The 23,858-nt window shown below is 71.5% G+C and carries 22 protein-coding genes and 1 pseudogene; 10 read left to right on the top strand and 13 right to left on the bottom strand.

The features are described 5' to 3' along the window. Positions 1–5 precede the first annotated feature (5 nt). Both amrA and ACQPZ4_RS03695 read right to left on the bottom strand, forming a co-directional pair. Complete coding sequence (amrA, locus tag ACQPZ4_RS03700; RefSeq protein WP_433056094.1) at positions 6–596, bottom strand: AmmeMemoRadiSam system protein A; 591 nt, start codon at positions 594–596, stop codon at positions 6–8. A 20-nt stretch (positions 597–616) separates the two neighbouring features. Continuing rightward, positions 617–1,309 (bottom strand): HAD family hydrolase, encoded by a 693-nt coding sequence (locus ACQPZ4_RS03695; protein ID WP_433056091.1) that lies wholly within the window; start codon positions 1,307–1,309, stop codon positions 617–619. An 80-nt stretch (positions 1,310–1,389) separates the two neighbouring features. Between ACQPZ4_RS03695 and ACQPZ4_RS03690 the strand changes: the two genes are divergently transcribed. Continuing rightward, entirely contained in the window at positions 1,390–2,322 is a 933-nt protein-coding gene (locus tag ACQPZ4_RS03690) for a DMT family transporter (protein WP_433056088.1), read from the top strand. Here the strand turns inward: ACQPZ4_RS03690 and ACQPZ4_RS03685 are convergent. Then, on the bottom strand, positions 2,268–3,128 hold the full coding sequence (locus ACQPZ4_RS03685; RefSeq protein ID WP_433056085.1) for a PhzF family phenazine biosynthesis protein: 861 nt from the start codon (positions 3,126–3,128) through the stop codon (positions 2,268–2,270). The two genes, ACQPZ4_RS03690 and ACQPZ4_RS03685, sit on opposite strands and share 55 nt — an antisense overlap. 81 nt (positions 3,129–3,209) lie before the next feature. On the opposite strand from ACQPZ4_RS03685, the gene ACQPZ4_RS03680 reads away from it, so the two are divergent. From ACQPZ4_RS03680 to ACQPZ4_RS03670, 3 genes are all read left to right on the top strand, one after another. Continuing rightward, entirely contained in the window at positions 3,210–4,493 is a 1,284-nt protein-coding gene (locus ACQPZ4_RS03680) for a magnesium transporter MgtE N-terminal domain-containing protein (protein ID WP_433056082.1), read from the top strand. A 60-nt stretch (positions 4,494–4,553) separates the two neighbouring features. Further along, positions 4,554–5,147 (top strand): DUF1003 domain-containing protein, encoded by a 594-nt coding sequence (locus ACQPZ4_RS03675; RefSeq protein ID WP_433056079.1) that lies wholly within the window; start codon positions 4,554–4,556, stop codon positions 5,145–5,147. 338 nt (positions 5,148–5,485) lie between these two features. Then, a complete protein-coding gene (locus ACQPZ4_RS03670) occupies positions 5,486–6,628 on the top strand; it encodes an Mrp/NBP35 family ATP-binding protein (RefSeq protein WP_433056076.1) in 1,143 nt (380 codons plus the stop codon). 451 nt (positions 6,629–7,079) lie between these two features. Here ACQPZ4_RS03670 and ACQPZ4_RS03665 read toward each other — a convergent pair whose 3' ends face one another. Together ACQPZ4_RS03665 and ACQPZ4_RS03660 are read right to left on the bottom strand one after the other, a co-directional pair. Further along, a complete protein-coding gene (locus ACQPZ4_RS03665) occupies positions 7,080–7,502 on the bottom strand; it encodes a Sec-independent protein translocase subunit TatB (RefSeq protein WP_433056073.1) in 423 nt (140 codons plus the stop codon). Between the two features lie 72 nt (positions 7,503–7,574). Further along, entirely contained in the window at positions 7,575–8,900 is a 1,326-nt protein-coding gene (locus ACQPZ4_RS03660) for a trypsin-like peptidase domain-containing protein (RefSeq protein WP_433056070.1), read from the bottom strand. A gap of 142 nt (positions 8,901–9,042) precedes the next feature. On the opposite strand from ACQPZ4_RS03660, the gene ACQPZ4_RS03655 reads away from it, so the two are divergent. Together ACQPZ4_RS03655 and ACQPZ4_RS03650 are read left to right on the top strand one after the other, a co-directional pair. After that, on the top strand, positions 9,043–9,645 hold the full coding sequence (locus ACQPZ4_RS03655; protein WP_433066217.1) for an O-methyltransferase: 603 nt from the start codon (positions 9,043–9,045) through the stop codon (positions 9,643–9,645). A gap of 40 nt (positions 9,646–9,685) precedes the next feature. After that, positions 9,686–11,053, top strand: a complete 1,368-nt coding sequence (locus ACQPZ4_RS03650; RefSeq protein WP_433056067.1) for a DNA-3-methyladenine glycosylase family protein — start codon at positions 9,686–9,688, stop codon at positions 11,051–11,053. A gap of 115 nt (positions 11,054–11,168) precedes the next feature. On the opposite strand, the gene ACQPZ4_RS03645 is transcribed toward ACQPZ4_RS03650, so the two are convergent. The 4 genes from ACQPZ4_RS03645 to ACQPZ4_RS03630 all read right to left on the bottom strand — a co-directional run bounded on the left by ACQPZ4_RS03645 (position 11,169) and on the right by ACQPZ4_RS03630 (position 15,413). Beyond that, positions 11,169–12,395 carry a DUF1501 domain-containing protein gene (locus ACQPZ4_RS03645; protein WP_433056064.1) on the bottom strand — a complete coding sequence of 409 codons (1,227 nt, stop codon included), beginning with the start codon at positions 12,393–12,395 and terminating at the stop codon, positions 11,169–11,171. Positions 12,396–12,419: 24 nt separating this feature from the next. Further along, a complete protein-coding gene (locus ACQPZ4_RS03640) occupies positions 12,420–13,676 on the bottom strand; it encodes a DUF1800 domain-containing protein (protein ID WP_433056061.1) in 1,257 nt (418 codons plus the stop codon). Positions 13,677–13,812: 136 nt separating this feature from the next. Continuing rightward, on the bottom strand, positions 13,813–14,607 hold the full coding sequence (locus tag ACQPZ4_RS03635) for an enoyl-CoA hydratase-related protein (protein WP_433066215.1): 795 nt from the start codon (positions 14,605–14,607) through the stop codon (positions 13,813–13,815). 5 nt (positions 14,608–14,612) lie between these two features. Beyond that, positions 14,613–15,413, bottom strand: coding sequence for a PaaX family transcriptional regulator (locus ACQPZ4_RS03630; protein ID WP_433056058.1), 801 nt, complete (start codon positions 15,411–15,413; stop codon positions 14,613–14,615). A gap of 222 nt (positions 15,414–15,635) precedes the next feature. Here ACQPZ4_RS03630 and ACQPZ4_RS03625 point away from each other — a divergent pair, with 222 nt between their 5' ends. Next, on the top strand, positions 15,636–15,803 hold the full coding sequence (locus ACQPZ4_RS03625) for a DUF3117 domain-containing protein (RefSeq protein WP_081971220.1): 168 nt from the start codon (positions 15,636–15,638) through the stop codon (positions 15,801–15,803). 103 nt (positions 15,804–15,906) lie between these two features. Then, entirely contained in the window at positions 15,907–17,358 is a 1,452-nt protein-coding gene (locus tag ACQPZ4_RS03620; protein WP_433056055.1) for a leucyl aminopeptidase family protein, read from the top strand. A 24-nt stretch (positions 17,359–17,382) separates the two neighbouring features. Here ACQPZ4_RS03620 and ACQPZ4_RS03615 read toward each other — a convergent pair whose 3' ends face one another. The 3 genes from ACQPZ4_RS03615 to ACQPZ4_RS03605 all read right to left on the bottom strand — a co-directional run bounded on the left by ACQPZ4_RS03615 (position 17,383) and on the right by ACQPZ4_RS03605 (position 21,901). After that, complete coding sequence (locus ACQPZ4_RS03615; protein WP_433056052.1) at positions 17,383–18,411, bottom strand: 2-oxoacid:ferredoxin oxidoreductase subunit beta; 1,029 nt, start codon at positions 18,409–18,411, stop codon at positions 17,383–17,385. After that, positions 18,404–20,251, bottom strand: coding sequence for a 2-oxoacid:acceptor oxidoreductase subunit alpha (locus ACQPZ4_RS03610; RefSeq protein WP_433056049.1), 1,848 nt, complete (start codon positions 20,249–20,251; stop codon positions 18,404–18,406). Before ACQPZ4_RS03610 ends, ACQPZ4_RS03615 begins: the two co-directional genes overlap by 8 nt. 204 nt (positions 20,252–20,455) lie before the next feature. Further along, positions 20,456–21,901 (bottom strand): hypothetical protein, encoded by a 1,446-nt coding sequence (locus ACQPZ4_RS03605; protein WP_433056046.1) that lies wholly within the window; start codon positions 21,899–21,901, stop codon positions 20,456–20,458. 146 nt (positions 21,902–22,047) lie between these two features. On the opposite strand from ACQPZ4_RS03605, the gene ndhC reads away from it, so the two are divergent. Further along, positions 22,048–22,437 carry an NADH-quinone oxidoreductase subunit A gene (gene ndhC, locus ACQPZ4_RS03600; RefSeq protein ID WP_433056043.1) on the top strand — a complete coding sequence of 130 codons (390 nt, stop codon included), beginning with the start codon at positions 22,048–22,050 and terminating at the stop codon, positions 22,435–22,437. Positions 22,438–22,511: 74 nt separating this feature from the next. Here the strand turns inward: ndhC and folP are convergent, their stop codons facing one another. Further along, entirely contained in the window at positions 22,512–23,372 is an 861-nt protein-coding gene (folP, locus tag ACQPZ4_RS03595; protein WP_433056040.1) for a dihydropteroate synthase, read from the bottom strand. A gap of 76 nt (positions 23,373–23,448) precedes the next feature. Here folP and ACQPZ4_RS03590 point away from each other — a divergent pair. After that, positions 23,449–23,805 (top strand): annotated as a pseudogene (locus tag ACQPZ4_RS03590) (DivIVA domain-containing protein); the annotation flags it as partial. Positions 23,806–23,858 lie beyond the last annotated feature (53 nt).

The raw sequence follows: 23,858 nt of genomic DNA, 5'->3' as shown, positions 1-23,858 counted from the left end.
TCCAATCACGGCCCGATCGGATCGCGCGGGGCCTTGTCGTGGAACTCGGTGGAGCCGTACCGCAGCGCCTGCAGCCCCTCGGGCCACTCCCCCGCCGGCCAGCCGCCCTTGCGCAGCAGCGCGTCGACGAACTGCCCCGGCTCGGTCACCTTGGCCCAGACCGACGGCAGGAACGTGGCCCGCCGGCCGTCCTCGCGCAGGATCAGCCCGTCCACGCCCGGGCGCAGCGCGGCCAGCAGCTCGTCCCGCGACCGCGCCGCGATCGGCTCCGGATGGCTCAGGATCGACACCTTCACGTCCAGCGCCGGCCAGTCCGCCTCGGTGACCGGGGGCAGCCGCGGGTCGCGCATGGCCTGCACGGCGTTGCGCACCACGTCACGGTGCAGCGGCTGGACCGGCTCCAGGCTGCCGACGCACCCGCGCAGTGCCCCCGCGCGCTCCAGGGTCACGAACGAGGCGCCGTCGGCCTGCAGCGGGCTGTCCGGCGCGATCGTCGACGTCATGCGGGTGCTCGTCAGCCGTGCGTGTATGGCGTCCGCGGCCAGGCGGGCGAGGAATCGGCCATCCGTCAGCGACAGCGCCGCCGTCACGGTCACGCCCACAGCATAGGCGCGTTTCAGGCCACCAGCATGGGCGTTCCGACCAGGTCCAGGACGGCCTCCAGCGAGGGCACGGCCGGCCCGCGCCAATCCGGCTCGGCGTGGAAGGTCAGGTGTCCGCCGAGGTCAGGAGCCCGCAGTTGGACCGCCGTGAGCCCGAACCGGCTCGCGCCGGTCAGCTCGCGACTCCCGCCGTCGCCCACGTACAGGCACCGGGAGGGATCGACGTCGAGCTGTGCGCAGGCGGTGGCGTACATCGCGGCGTGCGGCTTGGTGTGCCCGACCTGGCACGAGTACACGGCGGTGTCGATCACGTCGGCCAGCGGCGTGCGCGGCAGGAGCAGCGGCAGCTCGAACCAGCAGTCGCTGACGATCGCGATGCGCACCCCGGCGGTGCGCAGGGTCCGCAGCACCCCCATCGTCTCCGGCCGCAGCGGCGCGTCGGCCAGGACCGTCTCCAGCCGCAGCTCGAGCGCCGCCCGCAGCTGCGCGGTGGACGGCTCGACGCCCAGCTCCGTGCAGAGGCGGCGCAGGCCGGCCAGGTGGCTGCCGTACCCGCCGCGGGCCCGCTCGTCGTAGGTCCGGTCCAGCACGGCCAGCCAGTCGGCCGGGTCCACGCCGAGCACCTCGGCGGTCCGCCGATGGCCCCCACCTCGGCGAACTGCGCTGGTACAGGTGTTGAAATAGTCAAAACAGACGGCGTCTATCACCGTTCGGCCCCCCTCGCATCCTCCGAACGGTGTACCTGGTCGGTGCGGCCGCCAGTGTCGGATCAACGACAATTCGCACCATGCGCAAGGTCGGTCTCACCACCATCGCCGCCCTCGTCGTCGCGATCGTGGCGGTGTCGGCCTCGGCGCCCATGATCGCATTCGCGGCCGCCCCCGCGCTCGCCATCGCGTTCTGGCGCAACGCGCTCGGCACGGCCGCGCTGGCACCGGCCGCGCTGCTCGGGAGCCGGGGAGGACGAGGGGGAGAGCCGGGCCGGCGGCGGGGCGCGCTCGGCGTGACGCTGCTGTCCGGCGTGTTCCTGGCCGTGCATTTCGGCACCTGGGTGCCCAGCGCCAAGCTGACCAGCGTGGCCATGTCGGTGGCCCTGGTGTCCACCACGCCGGTGTGGACGGCCCTGGTCGCGGCCGCGCGTGGGGTGAAGGTGCCGGCGAGCACGTGGGCCGGCATCGGGATCGCGGTGGCCGGCGTGGCCCTGGCGACCGGGGCCGACCCGGACCTGTCGGGGCGGGCGCTGCTGGGCGACGCGCTGGCGCTGGCCGGGGGCATCGCCGCGGCCGGCTACACGCTGCTCGGCGAGCGTGCGCGGGCGACCCTCCCGACGACCGTGTACGCCTCGGTCTGCTACTCGGTCTGCGCGCTGCTCCTGCTCGCGGTGTGCCTGGCGAGCGGGACGAGGCTCTGGGGGTACACCTGGGAGACCTGGATCGCGATCGCGGGCATGACGATCGGCCCTCAGCTCCTGGGGCACACGTTGATCAATTACTCGCTGCACCGGGTGAGCGCCACGACGGTCGCCGTGCTGCTCCTGCTGGAGGTGCCGGGCGCCCTGGTCATCGCGTGGCTGCTGCTCGGGCAGCTGCCGGCCGCGCGCACCCTGCCGGGCATCGCGATCCTGCTGGCCGGCGTGGCCGTGGTCGTCCTGGGCGCCCGGCGCCGTCAGCCCACGAAGGGCGGCACGATCATCTCGCCGGAGGCGATCGGCACCACGTGACCCGCGACGGTGGCCGACACCGCGGCGCCGCCCGAAGCCGTCACCGTGCAGTGCAGCGCCGAGGGGCGGTGCATTTCCAAGCCCTGGGCGATCTCGTACTGCGCTGTGCCGTCGCCCGCCACCAGCCCGCTGGTCACGAGCCAGACCCCGAGCCCCATCGCGGCCGAACCGGTCGCCGGGTCCTCGGCCACGCCGACGTCCGGGACGAGCACCCGCACGTGCGCGAGGTGCCGCTCGGCGTCCCAGTGGAAGACGCTCAGGTTGTCCACCGGCCGCAGGAGCTTCACGCGCCGGACGGCCTCGTCGGTCACCGACAGGAACGTGAACTCGAGCCCGCACCCGGCCTTGCGCGGCGCCGGCCCGAGGTAGTCGGCCTCGGTCAGCCCGATCGACTCCAGCAGGGGCTGCGGGTCGAGGGCGGGGCCGACGGTCGGGGTGCCGCCGGTGACGGTCGCGGCCCCGTGGACCTCGTCCACGTGGATCGGCAGCAGTCCCGCGCCGCACTCCTGCACCACGTCCGGGCCCTTGATCAGCCCGTCGCGGACCAGCGTCACCGCCACGCCGACGGTCGGGTGCCCGGCGAAGGGCAGTTCGGTGCCGGGCGTGAAGATCCGGGCCCGGTACGTCGCGTTGCCGCCCGGGCTCGCCGGCAGTACGAAAATGGTCTCGGAGAGGTTGAACTCGCGCGCGATGGCCTGCATCTGCTCGGTCGCGAGGTCCTTGGCGTCGTAGACGATCGCCAATGGGTTGCCGGTGAAGGGCCGATCGGTGAAGACGTCCACAATCGAGTACCGCACCATGCTCATGAGCCTCAGCCTATTGGCCTTCGGACCGTGTGGTTCGGTCCAACGCTTGCTTTGTGGCCCCTTTCAGTAGGCTTGAGCCTCGTGAGTACTGCGCCGCGGGTCTACATCGCGCGCCTCGCGGGCCTGAGCGTGTTCGATCCGAACGGTGACCAGGTCGGCCGGGTGCGGGACGCGGTCGCGCGCGCCCGCACCGGCAACCAGCCGCCGCGGGTGGTCGGGCTGGTCGCCGAGATGCCCATGCGCCGCCGCATCTTCCTGCCGATCGGGCGGATCACCGCCATCGAGCCCGACGCCGTGGTGCTCAACACGGGCACGCTGAACCTGCGCCGCTTCGAGAAGCGGCCGGGCGAGCTGCTGGTGCTCGAGGACTTCATGGACCGGCACGTGACGGTGGCCGCGACCGGGCGTACCGGCGCCGTGGTCGACGTGGCCATGGACGCCGACCGGGCCGGCGAGTGGTCGCTGTCGCGGGTCGCGGTGCGCGAGTTCACCGGCCGGCTCACCCGCCGCGGCCACCTCAACCAGCTCGAGTGGTCCGAGGTGACCGGGCTCACCGGGGAGCCGGAGACGCAGGGCACCGCCGGGCTGCTCGCGGTGCTGGACAACATGCGCCCGGCCGACCTGGCCAACGTCCTGCAGGACCTCTCCGAGACCCGGCGGGTCGAGGTCGCGGCCGCCCTGGACGACGAGCGGCTGGCCGACGTGCTCGAGGAGCTGCCGGAGCACGACCAGCTGGAGATCATCACCGCGCTGGAGCCGCAGCGGGCCGCCGACGTGCTGGAGGAGATGGACCCGGACGACGCCGCCGACCTGCTCGCCGAGATGCCCAAGCCGGAGCAGGAGGTGCTGCTGGACCTCATGGAGCCCGACGAGGCGCAACCGGTCCGGGCCCTGCTGGAGTACGAGCCGGGGACCGCCGGTGCGGTGATGACCTCCGAGCCGATCGTCATGGCGCCGGACAACACCGTCGCCGAGGCGCTGGCCCGCATCCGGGAGCCGCAGCTCTCGCCCGCGGTCGCCGCCGGCGTGTTCGTGACGCGGCCGCCGATGGCCACGCCGACCGGGCGGTACCTCGGCGTCGTGCACTTCCAGCGGCTCCTGCGCGAACCCCCGTCGGCCCTGCTCGGCGGGGTGGTCGACAACGACATCGAACCGCTGTCGCCGGAGCTCGCGCTGGCCGAGATCACCCGGCGGATGGCGACCTACAACCTGGTGGTGATGCCCGTGGTCGACGACAACGACAAGCTGGTCGGCGCCGTCACCGTCGACGACGTCCTCGACCACCTGCTGCCCGAGGACTGGCGGGACCGCGACCATGCCGAGCCCATCGCGCCGATCTCCCTGAACGGCGGTCTCCGTGGCTGAACTTCGTTTTTCGAACGGCGGTCTCCGTGGCTGAACTTCGTTTTTCGAACGGCGGTCTTCGTGGCTGAGCGCAAGCGGCTTGATCAGCCTCGGGACACGCGCATCAGCCTGCCGCGGTTCGATCCGGAGGCCTTCGGGCAATGGTCGGAGGGCATCGCCCGGTTCATGGGCACGGCCAAGTTCCTCGTGTACATGACGATCGTGATCCTGGGCTGGATCGCCTGGAACACGCTCACGCCGAAGAGCTGGCAGTTCGACCCGTACACGTTCACGTTCCTCACGCTGATCCTGTCGCTGCAGGCCTCGTACGCCGCGCCGCTGATCCTGCTCGCGCAGAACCGGCAGACGGACCGCGACCGGCTGGCGGCGGACGAGGACCGGCGGCGGGCGGCGGCGCAGAAGGCGGACACGGAGTACCTGGCCCGGGAGATCGCGGCGCTGCGCATCGCGCTCGGCGAGGTGGCGACCCGGGACTTCCTGCGCTCGGAGCTGGCCCGGGTGGCCGAGGAGCTGGACGAGGCGGCGGACCGGCGGGCGAAGGCGGAGCGCAAGAAGGTCCGCAAGGCGCTCGGCTCGCTGTCCGATCCGCTGGGCGCCGACGAGCCCGACGACGTCGTGGACTCCGACGAGCCGCCGCGTCGCCACAAGCGCTGAGCAGTTTCGCACTGCTCGCGTTACGCCCCGCGCGCCACAAGCGCTGAGCAGTTTCGCATTGCTCGCGTTACGCCCCGCGCGCCACAAGCGCTGAGCAGTTTCGCACTGCTGGCATTACGTCCCCGCGCCACAAGCGCTGAGCAGTTTCGCACTGCTCGCATTACGCCCCCGCGCCTCAAGGGGCGAGGCGCGGGGGCGTGTAAAGGATGATCCCACCGGGTTCGGTGCGGCGACAACCCCCGCGGGGGGACATCATTCGCTTATCGGGCGTGTGACGCGTTCCTCGTGCGGGCTCGACCAGGCGGGTGGGGCGGGTGGCCCGACGTACGATGGCACGCATGTCAGCCCCGGCCACCACCGTCGAAGACGCGATCACCGCTGCGCTCGCGACCGTCGACGACCCCGAGATCCGCCGGCCCATCACCGACTTGGGCATGGTCCGCGACGTCACCCTCCGACCGGACGGGACCGCCGTCATCGGCCTCCTGCTCACGGTGGCCGGCTGCCCGCTGAAGGACAAGCTCCGCTCCGACATCACGCGCGCGGTCGGCGCCGTGGACGGCGTCGCCGGGGTCGAGGTCGAGTTCGGCGTGATGACCCCCGAGCAGCGCAAGGACCTGCAGTCCAGCCTGCGCGGCGACGTCCAGGAGCCGGTCATCCCGTTCTCCCAGCCCGGCTCGCGCACCCGCGTCTACGCGGTGGCCAGCGGCAAGGGCGGCGTCGGCAAGTCCAGCGTGACCGTCAACCTCGCCGCCGCCCTCGCCGCCCGCGGCCTGGCCGTGGGCGTGGTCGACGCCGACATCTACGGCCACTCGGTCCCCCGCATGCTCGGCGCCGACGGCCGCCCGACCCAGGTCGAGTCCATGATCATGCCGCCCTCGGCGCACGGCGTGAAGGTCATCTCGATCGGCATGTTCACCCCCGGCAACGCCGCGGTGGTCTGGCGCGGCCCGATGCTGCACCGCGCGCTGCAGCAGTTCCTGGCCGACGTGTACTGGGGCGACCTCGACGTCCTGCTCCTCGACCTCCCCCCGGGCACCGGCGACGTGGCCATCTCGCTGGCCCAGCTGCTGCCCTCGGCGGAGATCCTGGTCGTGACGACGCCGCAGGCCGCCGCGGCCGAGGTGGCGGAGCGGGCCGGTTCCATCGCCCTGCAGACCCACCAGCGCATCGTGGGCGTCGTGGAGAACATGTCCTGGCTGGAGCTCCCGGACGGCCAGCGCATGGAGGTCTTCGGCGCGGGCGGCGGCCAGACGGTGGCGGACTCGCTGACCCGGGCCGTGGGCGCCACGGTGCCGCTGCTGGGTCAGATCCCGCTGGACACGCGGCTGCGCGAGGCCGGCGACTCGGGTCTCCCCTTGGTGCTGGCCACGCCGGACGCTCCGGCCGCGCAGGCGCTGTCCGCGGTGGCCGACAGGCTCGCGCAGCGGCGGGAGAGCCTGGTGGGCAAGCCGCTTGGGCTGAAGCCGGCTGGGCGCTGAGGCGCTTTGTTCTGACGGCGGTCCTTCGGGGCCGCCGTTTGTGCTGGTCGACGAAATGTCGGGCGCTGACGCGCCGCGACATTTCCTGATTTTTCGCCTGACGGGGCATAAATCCGTTATGTCGTGATGCGGAGCGTCCGACATAACGGGCAAAAGGCTTGTTACGCGCGGACAGGCTTGTTACGCGCGGGCAGACTTCCGCGCGAGCGAGGCTTCATGCGGGCTTCACGCGCGAGCGGGGCTTCCTGCGCAAGCAGACTTCCGCGCGAGCAGACTTCCGCGCGAGCAGACTTCCGCACGGGCAGACTTCCGCACGGGCAGACTTCCGCACGGGCAGACTTCCGCGCGAGCGGGCTTCACGCGCGAGCGGGGCTTCCTGCGCAAGCAGACTTCCGCACGAGCAGACTTCCGCACGGGCAGACTTCCGCGCGAGCAGACTTTTGCGCGCGGATCAGGTGACGTCGTCCCACGAGGCGCGGACGGCCGGCTGCGCCGCGGGGGCGGTGGCCGGGGCCGGCGAGGACGCCGTGACGTTCTTGGCGGCCGAGGCGGCGTCCTGGGCGTCCTTCTTGACCTGGTCGGCCACGCCGCGGACGTCGTCGTAGATGCCCTGCAGCGGCTTGCGCAGCGCGGCCTCGTCCTCCTCGCTCAGCAGGTGCTTGCGCAGGAAGGTCTTCGGGTGCAGGTCCTCGAGCTGGATGTCGGTGCCGAGCTCCTTGCTCAGGTCGCCGGTGGCGTTGCGGGCCATGGTGCGGACCTGGCGCAGCATGCGTACGCCGTCGCTGATCGCCTTGGGCAGGCGGTCCGGCCCGAAGATGAACACACCGACCAGGATGATGACCAGAATCTCCCAGCCGCCCACGTCGAAGCCCATGTGCCGGCCCTCCCCTTGCTCTCGCCTGCCAGACTACGCACTCCCCCGCCGATTCCGGGAGGGTCCGTCACGTCACTTCGCGTCGGCGACGAGCGTGACGGAGGCCTTGGCTCGTGCGGTACCGCGGAGGTATTGCACTTCGACGGTGTCCCCGGGTGCGTATCTGCGGATCAGGGCCGTGAGGTCCCACGACTCCTCGATCGGTTTGCCGTTGACCGCCAGGACCACGTCGCCGGTCTTGAGCCCGCCCGCCTCGGCCGGTCCGCCTGCCTCGACCGTGGACAGGCGCGCGCCGCCGGCCGGGTTCTGGTACGACGTGTCGACCTGCACCCCCATCACGGTGCGGCGGGCCTTGCCGGTGTTGATGATGTCGGTGGCGATCCGGCGGGCGTGGTTGATCGGGATGGCGAACGCGAGGCCGACGTTGCCGGCGCTGGACTGGTCCTCGGAGAGGGTGCCGATCACGGAGTTGATGCCGATCACGCGGCCGGCGGCGTCGAAGAGCGGGCCGCCGGAGTTGCCCTGGTTCACCGCGGCGTCGGTCTGGATCGCGGCGTAGTACCGGGCCGTGCCGCCCTCGCTGGTGCGGATCGGGCGGTCGAGGTAGCTGACCACGCCGTACGTCACGGTGCTGGTCAGGCCCAGCGGCGCCCCGACGGCCACGACCGGGTCGCCGACCTGGACGGAGTCGGAGTTGCCGAACTCGACCGGCACCAGCTTGCCGTCGGGCAGGCCGTTGGTGTCGATTTTGAGTACCGCGATGTCGGACTCGGGGTCGCTGCCCACGACGCTCGCCGGGGCGACGGTGGCGTCGCTGAAGCGGACGGTGGCGGTACCGCTGCCGCCTTCGACGACGTGGTTGTTGGTGATCACGTGGCCGTCGGCGCTCACGACGAAGCCGGAGCCCAGGGACGTGCCGTTGCCGACCCGGACGCTGATCGTGACGACGCTCGGCAGCACCTTCTTGACCAGGGCGGCCAGCGACTCGGGGGCGCGGTTGTTGAGCGGGGCGTTGCCGAGCTGGTTGCCGCCCAGGACCGCCCCTCCTCCGCCGACCGCGAAGACGTAGCCGAGGGTGCCGCCGAGCGCGCCGGCGAGCAGGGCGGTGACGATGGAGACGACGAGTACGAGACCGATGCCGACGCGCGGACCGGTGGACGGGGGCGGCGGCTTCTCCAGCTCGGGGGCCTCGTCCTGGGGCGCCTTGACCACCACGACGGGTGCGTCGGGGTCGCGCCACGGGTCCGCCAGCGCGTCCGACCACCAGCTGTTGGCCGCGGGCTGCGGTGCCGTGGCCTGCGGCGAGTTGGGCGCAGCCCAAGCTGGGCGCGCCCCCCAGCCGGTGTTGCTGGCCGGCGCGCCGGGGCCCGGCTGCCGCCAGGCCGAACCGTCTGTCACGATCGGCTCCTCCGTCCGTTTCGCATCCAGCATTACACGACCCGGCTTGAAGCATGCGCGGGCGCGGTCTCCTAGGCTTGCGGTCAATCGACTTCTCTTTAAGGGGTGTCCCATTACCGCCTCCGCCCGGACCGCTGATTTCATCGACGGCTTCGTCGCCGAGGACCCGGTGCTCGCGGCCGCTCGCGAGCAGGCGTTCGAGCTGGGCATCAGCGCCGTGAGCCGGGGCTGCGGGGCGGCCCTGCGGGTGATCGCGGCGGTGAGCAACGCCAAGGCGGTCGTCGAGGTCGGCACCGGCACCGGGGTGAGCGGCGGCTGGCTGCTGCGCGGCATGCGCCGCGACGGCGTGCTCACCACCATCGACTTCGAGTCCGAGCACCAGCGCATCGCCCGCCGGGTCTTCTCCGCCGCCGGCAACCCGCCGTCGCGCACCCGGATCATCACCGGCCGGGCCCTCGACGTGCTGCCGCGGCTCGCCGACCGGGCCTACGACCTGGTGTTCGTGGACCACGACCAGAGCGAGTACGGCCTCGTGGCGACCGCCGCCGAGCGCCTCCTGCGGCCGGGCGGCACCCTGGTCCTGGCCGATGCCCTGGCCGGCGGGCGGGTCAGCGATCCCACGGTTCGAGACGCGGAGACGGTACTGCTCCGCGAGGCGGTCAAGGCCCTCCGCGAGAGCGACGCCTGGGTGCCGGCCCTCCTGCCGCTCGGTGACGGTCTCCTCATCGCCGCTCGCGCACAGTAGCGCTCCGGAAATTGTCGTACCCGTGTTCGAAGATACGGGCATGACAGAACTCGGCATCATCACCCGGACGATCCTCACGGCCACCGCCCCCTACGACCTGCGCTCCTCCCTGCGGGCGCTCGCCGACTTCCGCCCCGCCCGGCGCGACATCGCCCTCGACCCGGCCGGCTCGGTGCGCCGCGCCTTCCCGCACCCCAGCGACCCGGAGGCGGCCGTGGTGGTCGAGGTCGCCGAGCGCGACGACGGCGCCACCGGGGCCGGCCTGACCGTCTTCAGCGCCGATCCCCTCGACGGCCCCGACCTCGACGCGGTCCGAAGACGGGTCTCGGCCTGGCTCGGGCTGGACGACGACCGGACCGAGTTCCTGCTCCGCGCCGAGGCCGACGAGCCGGTCCGCCCGCTGCTCGCCCTGGCGCGGGGCCTGCACCAGGTCAGGTTCTCGAGCCTGGCCGAGGGAGTGGTGTACTTCACGCTCCTGCAAAACTCCACCCAGTGGTTCGCGACCCTGGGCAAGCGCCGGCTCACCCTCTACTTCGGCACCCCGGCCCGCGCGGACGGCCAGGACTTCACCGCCATCCCGGACCTGTCCAGCCTGTCGCGGCTCACGGCGTTCGAGGTGCGGCCGTTCGTCCACGGCCGCAACAAGGCCGAGCGGCTGGTCCAGGTGCTGGCGGGGGTGGCCGCGCTCGACGAGGAGCTGCTGCGGACGGGCCCCTACGAGCGGGCGCGGGACGCACTGCTCTCGGTGCGCGGCATCGGCGACTACACGGCGCACGCCCTGCTGCTGCGGGTCCTGGGGCGGCCGGATGCGGTGCCGTTGGAGATGGAGCAGTACCGGCACACGGCGCGGGCGGTCTACGGGGAGGACGCGCCCTCGCCTGATGAGCTGCGGGAGCGGTACGGGCCTTGGATCGGCTGGTGGGCCTACACGTGCCGGGCCGCTCTGACGTGGATCGACCAGGACCGCGTGGAGCGCGAACGAGCGGAGCGACCGCGGCGGCGCTCGGGGGCGGGGCGGCGACCTCGCTCGACGGCGTGGAGCATTCACCGGCCGCCGACGCCGCGCGATCCGGGGCCGTGGAGCCCACAGGACCCGGGCAGCGTCGCCGACGACCTGGCGACGGCCGACCCCCGCGGCTTGGGCGACCCCGGCGGCTTGAGCGAAGCGGACGGTTTGCCTGTGGCCGGGCTGGACGGTTTGGCTGCGGCGGGGCTGGACGAGCGAGCCACGGCCGAACTGCGCAGCTTGGTTGAGCCCGGGCTCGACGGCCTGGCCGGGGCGGGACCGGACGAGTCTGTGGCCACGCATCCGGCGGCTTCGCATTCGGCGGCCGGTGAGCTGCTGACCACGGCCGACGATCTGGCGCCGGAGCGGGCGGACCGGTCCGTGATGTTCGTGGCCGGCTGAACCGAGGTCGATCACGGCCGGCTGACCGCGGCGGCGACGCGATTGGGCCCCGTCCACAGAGAGGCGGGGCCCAGGGCGGTCATGTCGTCAGCTCCCGGTCGGCGGCGTGCCGCGGTTACAGGATGCCGGTGAGCTGGTCCTTGTAGCCCAGGATCTTTTCCGGGTCGGCGTCGAGGACGTTGTGCAGGAGGGTGGCGTAGACGGAGCGGAAGTCGGTGGTGAACTTCAGGTCGCCGTTGTCCAGGTCGGCCAGGCTGGGCTGCTCGCCGTAGAGGCCGCCCTTCACCGGGCTGCCCAGGATGAACATGTTCGACGCGGTGCCGTGATCGGTGCCGTCCGAGCCGTTCGCGGCCACGCGGCGGCCGAACTCCGAGTAGACGGCGATGACGACCTTGCGGCCAGCCTCGGTCTTGGACATGCGGTCGGCGAAGTTGGTCAGGGCCTGGTCCAGGAGCTTGAGCAGGATCTCCTGGGAGTTGCGCTCCTCCGCGTGCAGGTCGAAGCCGCCCAGGGAGACGGAGAAGACCCGGGTCGCCACGTTGGCCTCGACGCAGCGGGCCACCAGGTCCAGCTGCGTCTTCAGGTCGGAGCGGCCGCCCGTCGCGGTGCCGGAGGAGGCCGAGGTGTCGTTCTCGCCGTCGGTCTCGTCGACGCTGTGGATGAGGGCGTCGACCTCGACCAGGTCGGCGAAGGCTCGGGCGGCGCGGGCCTGCAGCGGGGACTCGCCGTCGGAGGACTTGCCGAAGGCGGTGAGCACCTCGGGCTTGACCCCGTTGGGCAGGGTCAGGCCGGACACGGGCACGGCGGCACCGGCGGTGGTCTCGCCGGCCAGGAGCGGAGGGAGGACGGGTTCGAAGGAGACCGCGTGGCGCGGGTCGCCGCCGAAGGTGTCCAGCCAGCGGCCGAGCCAGCCGGTGTTGCCGGGGCGGTCGGGCTGGGCGGTCTGCCAGATGTCCATCGAGCGGAAGTGGCTGTGGTCGGGCTTCGGGTAGCCGACGCCGCGGACGATGGCGAGCTTCTTCGCGTCGTACATGCGCTTGAGGCCGGCCAGGCCCGGGTTCAGGCCGAGGGTGTCGTCGAGCTTGAGGACCTCCTCGGGCTTGTAGGCGAGCTCTTGGCGGGCCGGGGCGTAGGCCTTGTCCGCGTACGGGATGACGTTCGACAGGCCGTCGTTGCCCCCGTAGAGCGTCACCAGCACGAGGGTCTTGGCGTCGCCGGGGCGGTCGTCCCAGGTCGAGGTGTCGAAGATGTCGCGCAGCGTCCAGGCGCCGCCGGCGGCCAGGGCGGTGCCGCCGACCACGCCGCTGGCGATCAGGAACTTCCTCCGGGTCAGGGCGTCCATGCCGCCTCCTTTCAGCAAACAGGCCTAGTTGATGGCGTACTCGGGGCTCGCGAGACCCAGCGTCAGCAGGCGGCGGGCGTCACCGGCGGCCGGGGTCAGTGCGGCCAGCGTGCGGTCGGTGAACTTGTCGATCACCAGGAGCCGGGCCAGCGCCGCCGGGCGTTGGGCGGCGGGGGTGGCGGTGAGGCGGTCCAGTACCGGCTGCGGGGCCTTGGCGGCCAGGGTCTGGGCCAGCTTGATCCGCGCCTGCGTGGCCGACGTCGTCAGCCAGGCCGCGCCCGCCGGCCAGCCGCCCACGCTCGGCGGGCGAAGGGGGACCTGACCCAGCGCGTTCAAGCTGTTCAGGAGCTGCTTGCGCTGGGCGTCGGGCAGGTCGCCCGGGCGCAGCTGCAGCTGGCGCAGGGCGCCGACCAGCCATTCGACGGGCTGTTTGACCAGCTCGGCGTGGCCGTCTGCGGCTAGGAGCTCCTGCAGCATCGCGGCCGTGGTGGGCTTCGACTTCGCGCGCCCGAGGACGTCGGCGGGGATCTGGGCGTCGCTGCAGTACCGCAGCCAAAGACGGCGGGCGATGAACTCGGGGCTCGCCGGCTGGGCCAGCAGGAGGTCCGCGAAGCCGTCGGCGTCGTAGTTGCCGGTCTGACCCAGGATGGTCTTGGGCTTGTCGTCGTGGCGCTTGGCGTTGAAGGTCGCCGTTCCGGCCTTCTGGTCCACGACCCAGCCGGTCAGCGCCCGGGCGCCCTCGCGGACGTCCTGCTCGGTGTAGTGGCCGACGCCCAGCGTGAAGAGCTCCATGAGCTCGCGGCCCAGGTTCTCGTTCGGGGCCTTGTTGGTGTTCTTCTGCCCGTCCAGCCAGATGATGAGCGCGGGGTCGCGCAGCATCGCGTGGACCATGGTGCCGAAGTCGCCGAGGGCGGTGCGGAACATGGTCTGCTGCTGGCCCAGCATCAGCGGGCCGGACTTGACCTTGTCGGCGGACGTGGCCCAGTGGCCGTGCCAGAAGAAGGTCAGCTTCTCGTGCACCTGGTGCTCGGCCTGCACCATGCGGTCCAGCCACCAGGTGCCGACGGTACGGATCTGCTCGGCGCGGTCGGACTTCTCGTTGACGACCGGGCCGAGCTTGGGCGGTGGGGTCCTGGCCGCGCCGGGGTCGGCGGCCGGTGGGGCGAACAGGGCGGTCAGGGTGGCGTCCGGGCCCTTGGCCTCGGCGGCGTCGACCTCCTCGGCGGTGGGCCCGAACGTCGCCCGGCGCAACAGGTGCGCGACCTTCTCACGATCGGCCATGGACCCCAAGCTATGCGGCGTTTGTTCGAGGCATGTCAAGACCGCCTCTGGCTAAGAAGAAGTCAGGTGACGAAAACTCCGGCATATACGAAAAATCCGATATGTCGCGGCGCGTCAGCGCCCGACATATCGGCGATCAACGACCCGAGTACACCGGCTTCTGCTTGTTGACGAAGGACGCCGTCGCGTTCTGGTGATCGGAGGTCCGGCCGCAGGTCGCCTGAGCCTCCGCCTCCACGGCCAGGGCATCGGCCAGGGAGCCGGAGCCGCCTACGGCCAGTTCGCGCTTGATCTGGGCGTACGCCACGGTCGGGCCTGCGGCCAGGCGGTCCGCCAGTTCCAAAGCGGTCGGCAGGACGTCCTCGTCCGACTCGGCCAGGCGGGTCAGCATGCCCAGGGCGAAGGCGTCCGCGGCACGGACCGGTTCGGCCAGGAGCAGCAGCTCGGTGGCCTTGGCGTGGCCGACGATGCGGGGCAGGGACCACGAGATCCCGGTGTCCCCCGCCAGGCCCACGTTCGCGAAGGCCATCAGGAAGGCGGTGCGCGGGCCGCCCACGCGGAAGTCGGCCAGCAGGGCCAGGGACGCGCCCGCGCCCGCCGCCATGCCGTTGACCGCGGCCACGACCGGCTTGGGCATCTCGGCCAGGGCGGTGGTGATCGGGTTGTAGTGCTCGGTGACGGTCGACAGAGAGGAGCCGGTGCCGGCCTCCAGCGTCGCGGCGTGCTCGCGCAGGTCCTGGCCGCCGCAGAAGGCCCGGCCGGCGCCGGTGAGGACCACAGCCCGTACCGAAGCGTCGGTTTGCAGGTTTTGCAACGTGTCGCGCAGCGCGACCTTCAGGGCGTCGGTCAGCGAGTTGAGGGCGTCGGGGCGGTTGAGGGTCAGGATCGCCACACCGGACTCGGTGCGCTCCACGAGCAGGTCGTCCATCAGGTCTCCTAAAAAAGGCTTGCATCCACGAATCGGTCGGCCGCGGGGCGCAGCCGGAGGGCGTGGTGGTCGAAGAAGCCGGCCGCGGCGGTGCCGGCCCAGCGTGCGGGCAGCAGGGCCGCGGGCAGTTGCGGGTCGCGGAAGAGGAATCCGCGCCAGGCGTGGACCAGCGTGAACCGGACCGCGTACGCCTGTTCGTCGGGGGTGGCCGGGCCGACGGAGTGCACCAGCGGCGTGAGGCGCTCGACGAACTCGCCGTACGCCGCGGCGATCGCGTCGAGGTCCCAGGCTCGCGCCACCAGGTTCACGGCTCCAGCAGTACCGCCGGAATGCTCCGCCGTAAAGCGGTCGTAGCGCACACCGGCCTCCGTCAGCAGGGCGTCGACCCCCTCACCAGGGCGCGGGGAGATCCAGGTGGAGCCGTCGATCGAGCCGTACCCGAGGAATCCGAGGTTCGCCACCAGTCTCGCCCGCGCGCCGCGATGCGCGGGCGGTTCGAGCGTGATGAGATCGAAGCGGCCTGCCCATGCGCTCCCGGGGCCGCCGGGGCGCTGCGTGCGGTAGATGCGGGCACCGGCGGCGTCGAGGCGTCGTGCCGCCTTGGGGGTGATGCCGTATCCGGGGCCGGTCGGCAACCGTAGTGGGTGCAACCAGCCCTGTCGCACCATGCGGGAGATCGCGGTGCGCACGGCCGGCGCGGCGATCCCGAGGGGAGCGAGCAGGCGCACGAGGGCGGCGACGGCCGCCCGTCCGCCACGCGGGCGGAGATGGTCGCCATAGAGATCAAAGAGGGCGGACCGTGCCTGCATGGCCGCTTATTGTGACAGTTGACCGACCGTTTTGGCCAGGAACTGTCACAAGGATCGCGCCCCGGTTTGGGTCTTGGGGCCATCATCAGGGAAAATCATCGGTTGGCGCGTACATCACGGAGTCCGCGGGTCCGGTCGAGGCCCCGTGAGCTGGCGCGCCGGGCATGCGGGGACGGCTGTGCCACCTGATGTCTGGGACATCAGGGAGCGAAGGGAGACAACATGGCGGCCATGAAGCCGCGGACAGGCGACGGTCCGCTGGAGGTCACCAAGGAGGGCCGCGGCATCGTCATGCGCGTCCCGCTCGAGGGTGGTGGACGGCTCGTCGTCGAGATGACCAAGGATGAGGCCAACGAACTCAGCGAGGCGCTGAAGACGGCCACTGGCTGAGTCTTCCTGCAATCGGCTCCGCTATCGGGTTGACTGGGTTGGGAGGAGCGGCCGGCACGCGGTCGCTCCCACTGTCGTGCGCGCGGATTTTTTTGGAGGCCCCGTGCTGGACATCAGGCTCGCCACGAGCCGCACTTCCTCTGGTGCGGTGGCCGTCGTGGTGCCGTCCGGCGATCCGTTCTCCGCGCTCGACCTGCTCAACCCGGCCGACCTGGCCGAGTATGAGGCGTTCCTGGAGGACGTCGAGCACTCCGGGTCAGCCGGCACCGTGCACAAGCTGCCACGGCCCGGCCGCAAGCCGTCGCCGCTGCTGTTCGTCGGCATCGGCGACGGCGACGAGGCCGGCTGGCGGGCCGCGGGCGCGGCACTGACCAAGTCGGCTCGTGCAGAGTCAGGGCTTCGGATTCTGGTACCCCACGACACCGCACCGGCCGCGCTCCGCGCCCTGGCCGAGGGGCTGTGGCTCGCCTCCTACCGGTTCCGGCTGGCCGACGCCGAGCCCGACCCGCTGCGCCGCGTCACGATCGCGCTGGAGGCGAGCGACGAGCGCACCGCCGCGCTGGAGCAGGCCCGGGCCGTCGTCACCGCCACCACCCTGGCCCGCGACCTGACCAACATGCCCAGCGACCGCAAGACCCCGGCCTGGTTCGCCAAGCAGGTGACCAAGGCGGCGGCCGGGGTGGCGGGGCTGACGGTCGAGGTGCGCGAGCCCGAGTACCTGCGCGAGCACGGCTTCAACGCGATCCTCACGGTCGGCCAGGGCGCCGCCGCCGGACGCGGGCCGCGGCTGGTCGAGCTGTCGTGGAAGCCGCGCGGGGCCAAGCTGCACGTGGTGCTGATCGGCAAGGGCATCACCTTCGACACCGGCGGCGTGTGCATCAAGCCGCTGGCCGGGATGAAGCTGATGCGCAAGGACATGGGCGGCGCGGCGGCCGTGATCGGCGCGACCCTGGCCGCGGCCGCGATGCGCCTGCCGGTGCGGATCACCGCGCTGGCCCCGCTGGCCGAGAACGCGCTCGGCGGCGACAGCATGCGCCCCGGCGACGTCGTCACCCACTACGGCGGCATCACGTCGGAGATCCTCAACACGGACGCCGAGGGCCGGCTGGTGCTCGGCGACGCGATGGCCTACGCCGTGCGCCGGCTGCGGCCCGACGTGCTGATCGACCTGGCCACCCTCACCGGGGCCCAGGGTGTGGCGCTGGGGAAGCGGACCGCCGCGATGTACAGCCACAGCGACACCCTGGCCGGAGACCTCGCGGCGGCCGCCGAGGCGTGCGGCGAGTCGGTGTGGCGGATGCCGCTGAGCGAGGACTACGCCCAGGAGATCCGCGGCGAGCTGACCGACATCATCAACTCGACCGACATCGGGGCGGGGTCGCTGCTGGCCGCGCTGTACCTGCGCGAGTTCACCGGGCCGCTGCGCGAGCACTGGGCGCACTTCGACATGTCCTCGCCCGCCTGGGCCGACTCCGCCGACGGCGAGCTGGCCAAGGGCGCCACCGGCTGGGGCGTGCGGACGCTGACCCGCTGGCTGGAGACCACCGCCGCGTGAGCGGCGGTGGTCCTTGACCACCAGCTACAGAATCGTCCAGGTGTCGCCGCTGTTGAGCAGCGCGCCGAGCTCCTCGTCGGGCGTGCCCTTCGCCTTGGCCTTCGCCGCGGCGAGCTGGTCGCGCACGATGTCGTCGTAGGCGGGCCGCTCGACCGAGCGGAACACGCCGATCGGGGTGTTGCGCAGGTCGAGGCCGGGCAGGCGGGACAGCGCGAACGCGTACGCCGGCTCGGTGACCGTCTGGTCGTGCACGACGATCTCCTCGGCCGGGACCGACGCGGTCGGCACCACGGACAGGCCGAAGCCGCCGGTCGGGTGGGTGACCGCCCACTCGCCGTCCTTGCCGAACGTGATCGGCCTGCCGTGCTCGAGCCGGATGATGAAGTCGTCCCGGGTGCCGGGCTCCTTGAGCACGTCGAACGCGCCGTCGTTGAAGATGTTGCAGTTCTGGTAGATCTCCACGAACGCCGACCCGCGGTGCTCGGCCGCGGCGCGCAGCACCGACTGCAGGTGCTTGCGGTCGGAGTCGATGGTCCGGGCGACGAAGCTCGCCTCCGCGCCCAGGGCCAGGGAGATCGGGTTGAACGGCGAGTCCGCCGAGCCGGCCGGGGTCGACTTGGTGATCTTGCCGATCTCGGAGGTGGGCGAGTACTGGCCCTTGGTCAGCCCGTAGATCTTGTTGTTGAACAGCAGGATCTTCAGGTTGACGTTGCGGCGCAGCGCGTGGATGAGATGGTTGCCGCCGATCGACAGCGCGTCGCCGTCACCCGTGACGACCCAGACCGACAGGTCGGGGCGGGACACGGACAGGCCCGACGCGATCGCCGGCGCGCGGCCGTGGATCGAGTGCATGCCGTACGTGTTCATGTAGTACGGGAACCGCGAGGAGCAGCCGATGCCGGAGACGAACACGATCCGCTCGCGCGGGATGTTGAGCTCGGGCATGAAGGACTGCACGGCGGCCAGGATCGCGTAGTCCCCGCAGCCGGGGCACCAGCGGACCTCCTGGTCGGACTTGAAGTCCTTCATGGTCAACTTCAACTGCTCAGGCATTCTTGACCACTTCCTCGAGCACGCCCTCCAGCTCGGACGCGGTGAACGGCAGCCCGCGGACCTGGTTGTAGGCGATGGCGTCGACCAGGTAGCGGGACCGGATGACCCCGGCGAGCTGGCCGAGGTTCATCTCCGGGATGACGACCTTGTCGTAGGACTTGAGCACCTCGCCCAGGTTCTTCGGCATGGGCGAGAGGTGGCGCAGGTGGGCCTGGGCCACGGCCAGGCCGCGCTGGCGCAGGGCGCGGGCGGCGGCGCCGATCGGGCCGTACGTCGAGCCCCAGCCGAGCACCAGCACGCGGGCGGTGCCGTCCGGGTCCTCGACCTCGACGTCGGGCACGTCGATGCCCTCGATGCGCGCCGCGCGGGTGCGCACCATGAAGTCGTGGTTGGCCGGGTCATAGGAGATGTCACCGGTCTTGTCGGCCTTCTCCAGGCCGCCGATGCGATGCTCCAGCCCGGGGGTACCGGGAACCGCCCACGGCCGCGCCAGCGTCTTGGGGTCGCGCAGGTACGGCAGGAAGGTCTTGCCGTCCTCGCCGTTGGGTTCGGTCGCGAACCGGACCTGCAGGTCGGGCAGGTCGTCGATCTCCGGCAGGCGCCACGGCTCGGAACCGTTGGCGATGTACCCGTCGGAGAGCAGGATCACCGGCGTGCGGTAGGTCAGCGCGATGCGCGCCGCCTCGATCGCCGTGTTGAAGCAGTCCGCCGGCGAGCGCGGCGCGAGCACCGCGACCGGGGCCTCGCCGTGCCGGCCGAACAGGGCCATGTTGAGGTCGGCCTGCTCGGTCTTGGTGGGCAGACCGGTCGACGGGCCGGCCCGCTGCACGTCGATGATCAGCAGCGGCAGCTCGAGGGCGACGGCCAGCGAGATCGTCTCGCCCTTGAGCGCGACGCCGGGGCCGGAGGTGGTGGTCACGCCGAGCGCGCCGCCGTAGGAGGCGCCCAGGGCCACGCCGATCGCGGCGATCTCGTCCTCGGCCTGCACCGTGGTCACGCCGAACTTCTTGTGCTTGCTCAGCTCGTGCAGGATGTCCGACGCCGGGGTGATCGGGTACGCGCCGAGGAAGACGGGCAGCTTGGACCGTACCCCCGCGGCCACGACACCCAGGGCGAGCGCGGCGTTGCCGGTGATGTTGCGGTAGTTGCCCGCCACCATCCGGGCCGGCTTGACCTCGTAGCGCACCGCGAAGTTCTCGGTGGTCTCGCCGAAGTTCCAGCCCGCCTTGAACGCGGCGATGTTCGCCGCCACCAGCTCCGGCCGGGAGGCGAACTTGCGCTCCAGGAACGACAGCGTCGACTCGTGCGGCCGCGAGTACATCCAGGACAGCAGGCCCAGCGCGAACATGTTCTTGGCCCGCTCGGCGTCCTTCTTGGAGATCTCGAAGGACTCCAGGGCCTTGACCGTCATCGAGGTCAGCCCGACCGGGGCGACGTTCCACCCGTCGAGCGAACCGTCCTCCAGCGGGTTGGCCGCGTAGCCGACCTTGGCGAGGTTGCGGTTCGTGAACTCGTCGGTGTTGACGATGATCGACGCGCCCTTGGGCAGGTCGGCCAGGTTGGCCTTGAGGGCCGCGGGGTTCATCGCCACCAGGACGTTCGGCGCGTCACCGGGGGTGAGGATGTCGAAGTCGGCGAAGTGCACCTGGAAGCTCGACACGCCCGGCAGGGTCCCGGCAGGGGCCCGGATCTCGGCGGGGAAGTTGGGCAAAGTGGAAATATCGTTACCGAGCTGCGCGGTCTCGGATGTGAAACGGTCACCGGTGAGCTGCATGCCGTCGCCGGAATCGCCAGCGAACCTGATGACCACTCGATCCAGCTGGCGGACCTGCTTGGTCACGTGAGCTGACCTCCTGTGGCGGCGGATGGGTTGCCTTACACCCCTGAGGGTACGTCGGCGTGAACGTCATGCCTGCGGCGCATATCCCTTCCGGAGCGCCGAAGCTGCGACTTTCGTCATTGCGCGGTCCGCCGTCTTGTGCGCTTCGCGCGAATACGAACAAAGCAGGCGCCGGGTGTACTCCCGACGCCTGCGTTGTGACGCTCAGTCCTCGCCGCCCCGCTTGGGCGGGTCGTTCGAGGCCCGGAACCGCGAGCCGGCGACGGGGCCGTCGGGCAGGCGGGGGAGGGTCAGCGAGCGCGGTACCGACGAGCGGGTGATCACCTCGGACTTGCCGCCGAGGCCGCCGCTGACCGGGACGAGCATCACGTCCTCGATCTCGTCGGCCCGCAGCGAGTCGTCCTCGCCGGTGTCCAGGCGCATGCGCCGGCGCAGCGAGAGCACCACGAAGACGCCGAACAGCGCGACCAGGGCGACGATGGCGCCGATGATCGGCATGCTCGACATCTGGCTGCCGTCCCCGCCGGACTGGTTGCGCAGGCTGAGGTCGCTGTCCAGGTTGCGCTGGGCGGGCGGCGACGGCGGCGCCGAGGTCGGCAGCGGGGCCTCCGAGCCGGCCACCGGCGGGGCGGTGATCTTGTAGTCGTACCGGGTCTCGACCATGTCCAGGCCGGGCGGCGCGAGGTAGGCGTGCACCGCCCCGACCAGCGGCAGCTCGGCCCGCGCGGCGGCGCTGATGGCCATGCCGAAGTTGCCCGAGACCTCCTTGCCGGCCGCGATGTCCCCGAGCTCACAGCGGTCCCGGTCGCCGGCGATGCGCTTGTGCGAGCGGCAGGCCGTGGGGAAGGTCACCAGGTCCACACCGGGCGGCGTGACGATCTCGACCGCGCCGACGGCCTTGGTGACCCCGGTGTTGCGCAGCCGCACCGCGAGCTGGAACGACTCGTCCGCCGGGGCGGACGCGGCCGGCAGCGGCGGGGCCGAGGTGTTGAGCTCGATGCCGGGCGTCGGCGGCGTGGTGAAGGCGAACGAAATCGGGGCGATCCGCTGGTACGCCCCGATCGACGCGGTGATCTGGCCGGCCGTGATGGTCTTCCAGGCGCCCGGGTCGACGTTCACCTTGAGCACGATCTGACCCATGGCGTCCGGGGGCAGGGCGCAGCTGAAGCTGTAGGCGCCCACGGCGACGTTGCAACCGCCGCTGCCGTACCCGCCGGTGACCTGCGCGCCGCTGGGCAGCGCGTAGTAGCCGGTCACGGTGTCCTTGCCGACGTTCTCGCCCGTGTTCTTGATCGCGACGACCAGCTCGCCGGAGCCGTCGCCCTGCCAGTACGCGTCGCCGAGCGACACGGTGCTCACGGTCATCTTGAACCGGTGCACGGGCGTGGGCGGCGACGGCGGCGCCTCCGTCGTGGGCGGAGGCGGGGCCACGGTGGTGGGCGGGGCCTGCGTCGGCGGGGCCTCGGTGGTCGGGTCCGGCGTCGGGACCTCGGTGGTCGGCGTCTCCACAGGTGCGGTACTGGTCTCGCCATCGCCCGGCGGCTCGGCGAACGCCGGCACGGCGAACAGCACGGAGCAGGCGGTGGCCAGGAGCACGAAGGAGCCGGCCCGCAGCCGCCGTGTTGTGCGGCGGCCCGAGGGTGCTTCCATAAGGGGGTGTCCTTCTGATGTCGTGTCTGACGAGGTGGCTCGCCGAGCTCTTTTGCAGTCCGACAAGCAACCTGAAGCACATTATCTAGACAGATTCGCGTTTTCGGCACTTCGGAGATCGTGATGATGCGTGTACGGTGCGTGCGGTGAGCGGATATCTGGGTGGATATGCGACGCTCGGGCTCCTTCTCCTGGTCGGAGCCGGGGTTTTCGTCGCCGCCTTTACGGCCAACCGGCTTCTCGGTCCGCGCCGTTCGGCCGAGTGGTCGACCGCCACGGGTGCGAAGTACGAGACCTATGAGTGCGGTTTGGACCCGGTTGGGGGCGACTGGGCCCAGGCCCAGATCCGCTACTATGTGTACGCCTATCTCTACGCCCTGTTTGCGGTGGAAAGTGTCTTCCTGTTCCCATGGGCGGTGATCTACGCCGCGCCCGGGTACGGCGGTGCGGTGGTGGTCGAGATGGCGATCTTCGTGGCGGTTCTCTTCCTCGGCATTCTGTACGCCTGGCGGAAAGACATCCTCCGATGGACCTGAGCCTCTAGGCAATACCCGTTCGGGCCACTGGTTCCGAGCTGTTACTCGGTTTTGCCCGGCGTCGGGCCTGTTTGTCAGGCCAGCCCGCGCCGGGTGGCGGCCGGCTGGCGGTCGCCGCGGATCGCGGCCACCGTGTCGAGGACCCGGCGGGTCGCGCGGACCTGGTGGGCGCGGAAGACCCGGGCGCCCAGCCAGGCCGAGACCGCGGTCGCCGCCAGGGTGCCCTCCAGCCGCTCCCCCACCGGCACGTCCAGCGTCTCGCCGATGAAGTCCTTGTTCGACAGCGCCACGAGCACCGGCCAGCCCGTCGCCACCATCTCGCCGAGGCGGTTGGTGATCGCCAGGGAGTGGCGGGTGTTCTTGCCGAAGTCGTGCGCCGGATCGATCAGGATGCCGTCGCGGCGCACCCCGAGGGCGAGGGCCCGCTCGGCCAGGGCGGTGACGGTCCGTACGACATCGGCGACCGGGTCCTGGAAGGCCGTGCGGTGCGGGCGGGTCCGCGGGGTCAGCCCGCCGGCGTGCGAGCACACGAGCCCCGCCCCGGTCTCGGCCGCCACCTCCGCGAGGGCCGGATCGGCGCCCGCCCACGTGTCGTTGATCAGGTCCGCGCCCGCCGCGACGACCTCCCGGGCCACCTCGGCCCGCCAGGTGTCGATCGAGATCACGACGTCCGGGAACATGGCCCGGATCTTCTGCACCGTCGGCAGCGTGCGCCGCAGCTCCTCCGCGGCGTCCACGGTCTCCCCCGGGCCGGCCTTCACCCCGCCGATGTCGATGATGTCGGCGCCCTCCTCGACCGCCGCCTCCACCGCGCGCAGCGCCGCGTCCTCCGCGAAAGTTGCACCCTTGTCGAAGAAGGAGTCGGGAGTCCGGTTGACGATCGCCATCACCGCGTAATCGCCGTCGGCGAATTGCCGAGCGCCGAGACGAAACATCGCATGACCTCCGTGTTTCCTACATATGGGTGTGCCGGGCTCGCCCAGGCGTACTCAGCGTGCCACGATTCCCCCTATGGCTGAGTTCCTCCTGGTGTTGATCGCCGCTGTGGTCGTCGGGGCCATCGGGTTCGGCGTGTCGCTGTTGATCACCGGTGATGACCCGGGGATCGAAGGACATGAGCCCGACGGACGCTCCGTACCACTGCCGTCGTCGCGCCCGCTCGTCGAGGGTGACGTCAACCAGCTGCGCTTCGACACGGTCGTCCGGGGCTACCGGATGAACCAGGTCGACACCGCGCTGCGGCGGGCCGGGTACGACATCGGCTACAAGGAGGAGCTGATCCAGGTCCTCGAGGCCGAGATCAAGGCGCTCCGCGAGGGCCGGCAGGAGGACGCCGACGCGCTGCGCGACGCGCGCCAGGCCGCGGCCACCGGTGCCTCGCCCGAGCCGGCCGAGGCTCCGGCCGACGCCGACGCCGACGT

The sequence above is a fragment of the Dactylosporangium sp. CS-033363 genome (assembly GCF_050942475.1).
Classification (GTDB): Bacteria; Actinomycetota; Actinomycetes; order Mycobacteriales; family Micromonosporaceae; genus Dactylosporangium.
This window is presented reverse-complemented; position numbering and strand designations above follow the sequence as displayed.

Bases quoted from the DNA above. Each gene is read 5' to 3' on its own strand.
- ACQPZ4_RS03605 (WP_433056046.1), bottom strand. From the start codon at position 21,901: ATGGAAGCACCCTCGGGCCGCCGCACAACACGGCGGCTGCGGGCCGGC.
- ACQPZ4_RS03625 (WP_081971220.1), top strand. From the start codon at position 15,636: ATGGCGGCCATGAAGCCGCGGACAGGCGACGGTCCGCTGGAGGTCACC.
- ACQPZ4_RS03690 (WP_433056088.1), top strand. From the start codon at position 1,390: ATGCGCAAGGTCGGTCTCACCACCATCGCCGCCCTCGTCGTCGCGATC.
- ACQPZ4_RS03665 (WP_433056073.1), bottom strand. From the start codon at position 7,502: ATGGGCTTCGACGTGGGCGGCTGGGAGATTCTGGTCATCATCCTGGTC.
- ACQPZ4_RS03640 (WP_433056061.1), bottom strand. From the start codon at position 13,676: ATGGCCGATCGTGAGAAGGTCGCGCACCTGTTGCGCCGGGCGACGTTC.
- folP (WP_433056040.1), bottom strand. From the start codon at position 23,372: ATGTTTCGTCTCGGCGCTCGGCAATTCGCCGACGGCGATTACGCGGTG.
- ACQPZ4_RS03645 (WP_433056064.1), bottom strand. From the start codon at position 12,395: ATGGACGCCCTGACCCGGAGGAAGTTCCTGATCGCCAGCGGCGTGGTC.
- ACQPZ4_RS03670 (WP_433056076.1), top strand. From the start codon at position 5,486: ATGTCAGCCCCGGCCACCACCGTCGAAGACGCGATCACCGCTGCGCTC.
- ACQPZ4_RS03615 (WP_433056052.1), bottom strand. From the start codon at position 18,411: ATGCCTGAGCAGTTGAAGTTGACCATGAAGGACTTCAAGTCCGACCAG.
- ACQPZ4_RS03650 (WP_433056067.1), top strand. From the start codon at position 9,686: ATGACAGAACTCGGCATCATCACCCGGACGATCCTCACGGCCACCGCC.
- ACQPZ4_RS03685 (WP_433056085.1), bottom strand. From the start codon at position 3,128: ATGAGCATGGTGCGGTACTCGATTGTGGACGTCTTCACCGATCGGCCC.
- ACQPZ4_RS03630 (WP_433056058.1), bottom strand. From the start codon at position 15,413: ATGCAGGCACGGTCCGCCCTCTTTGATCTCTATGGCGACCATCTCCGC.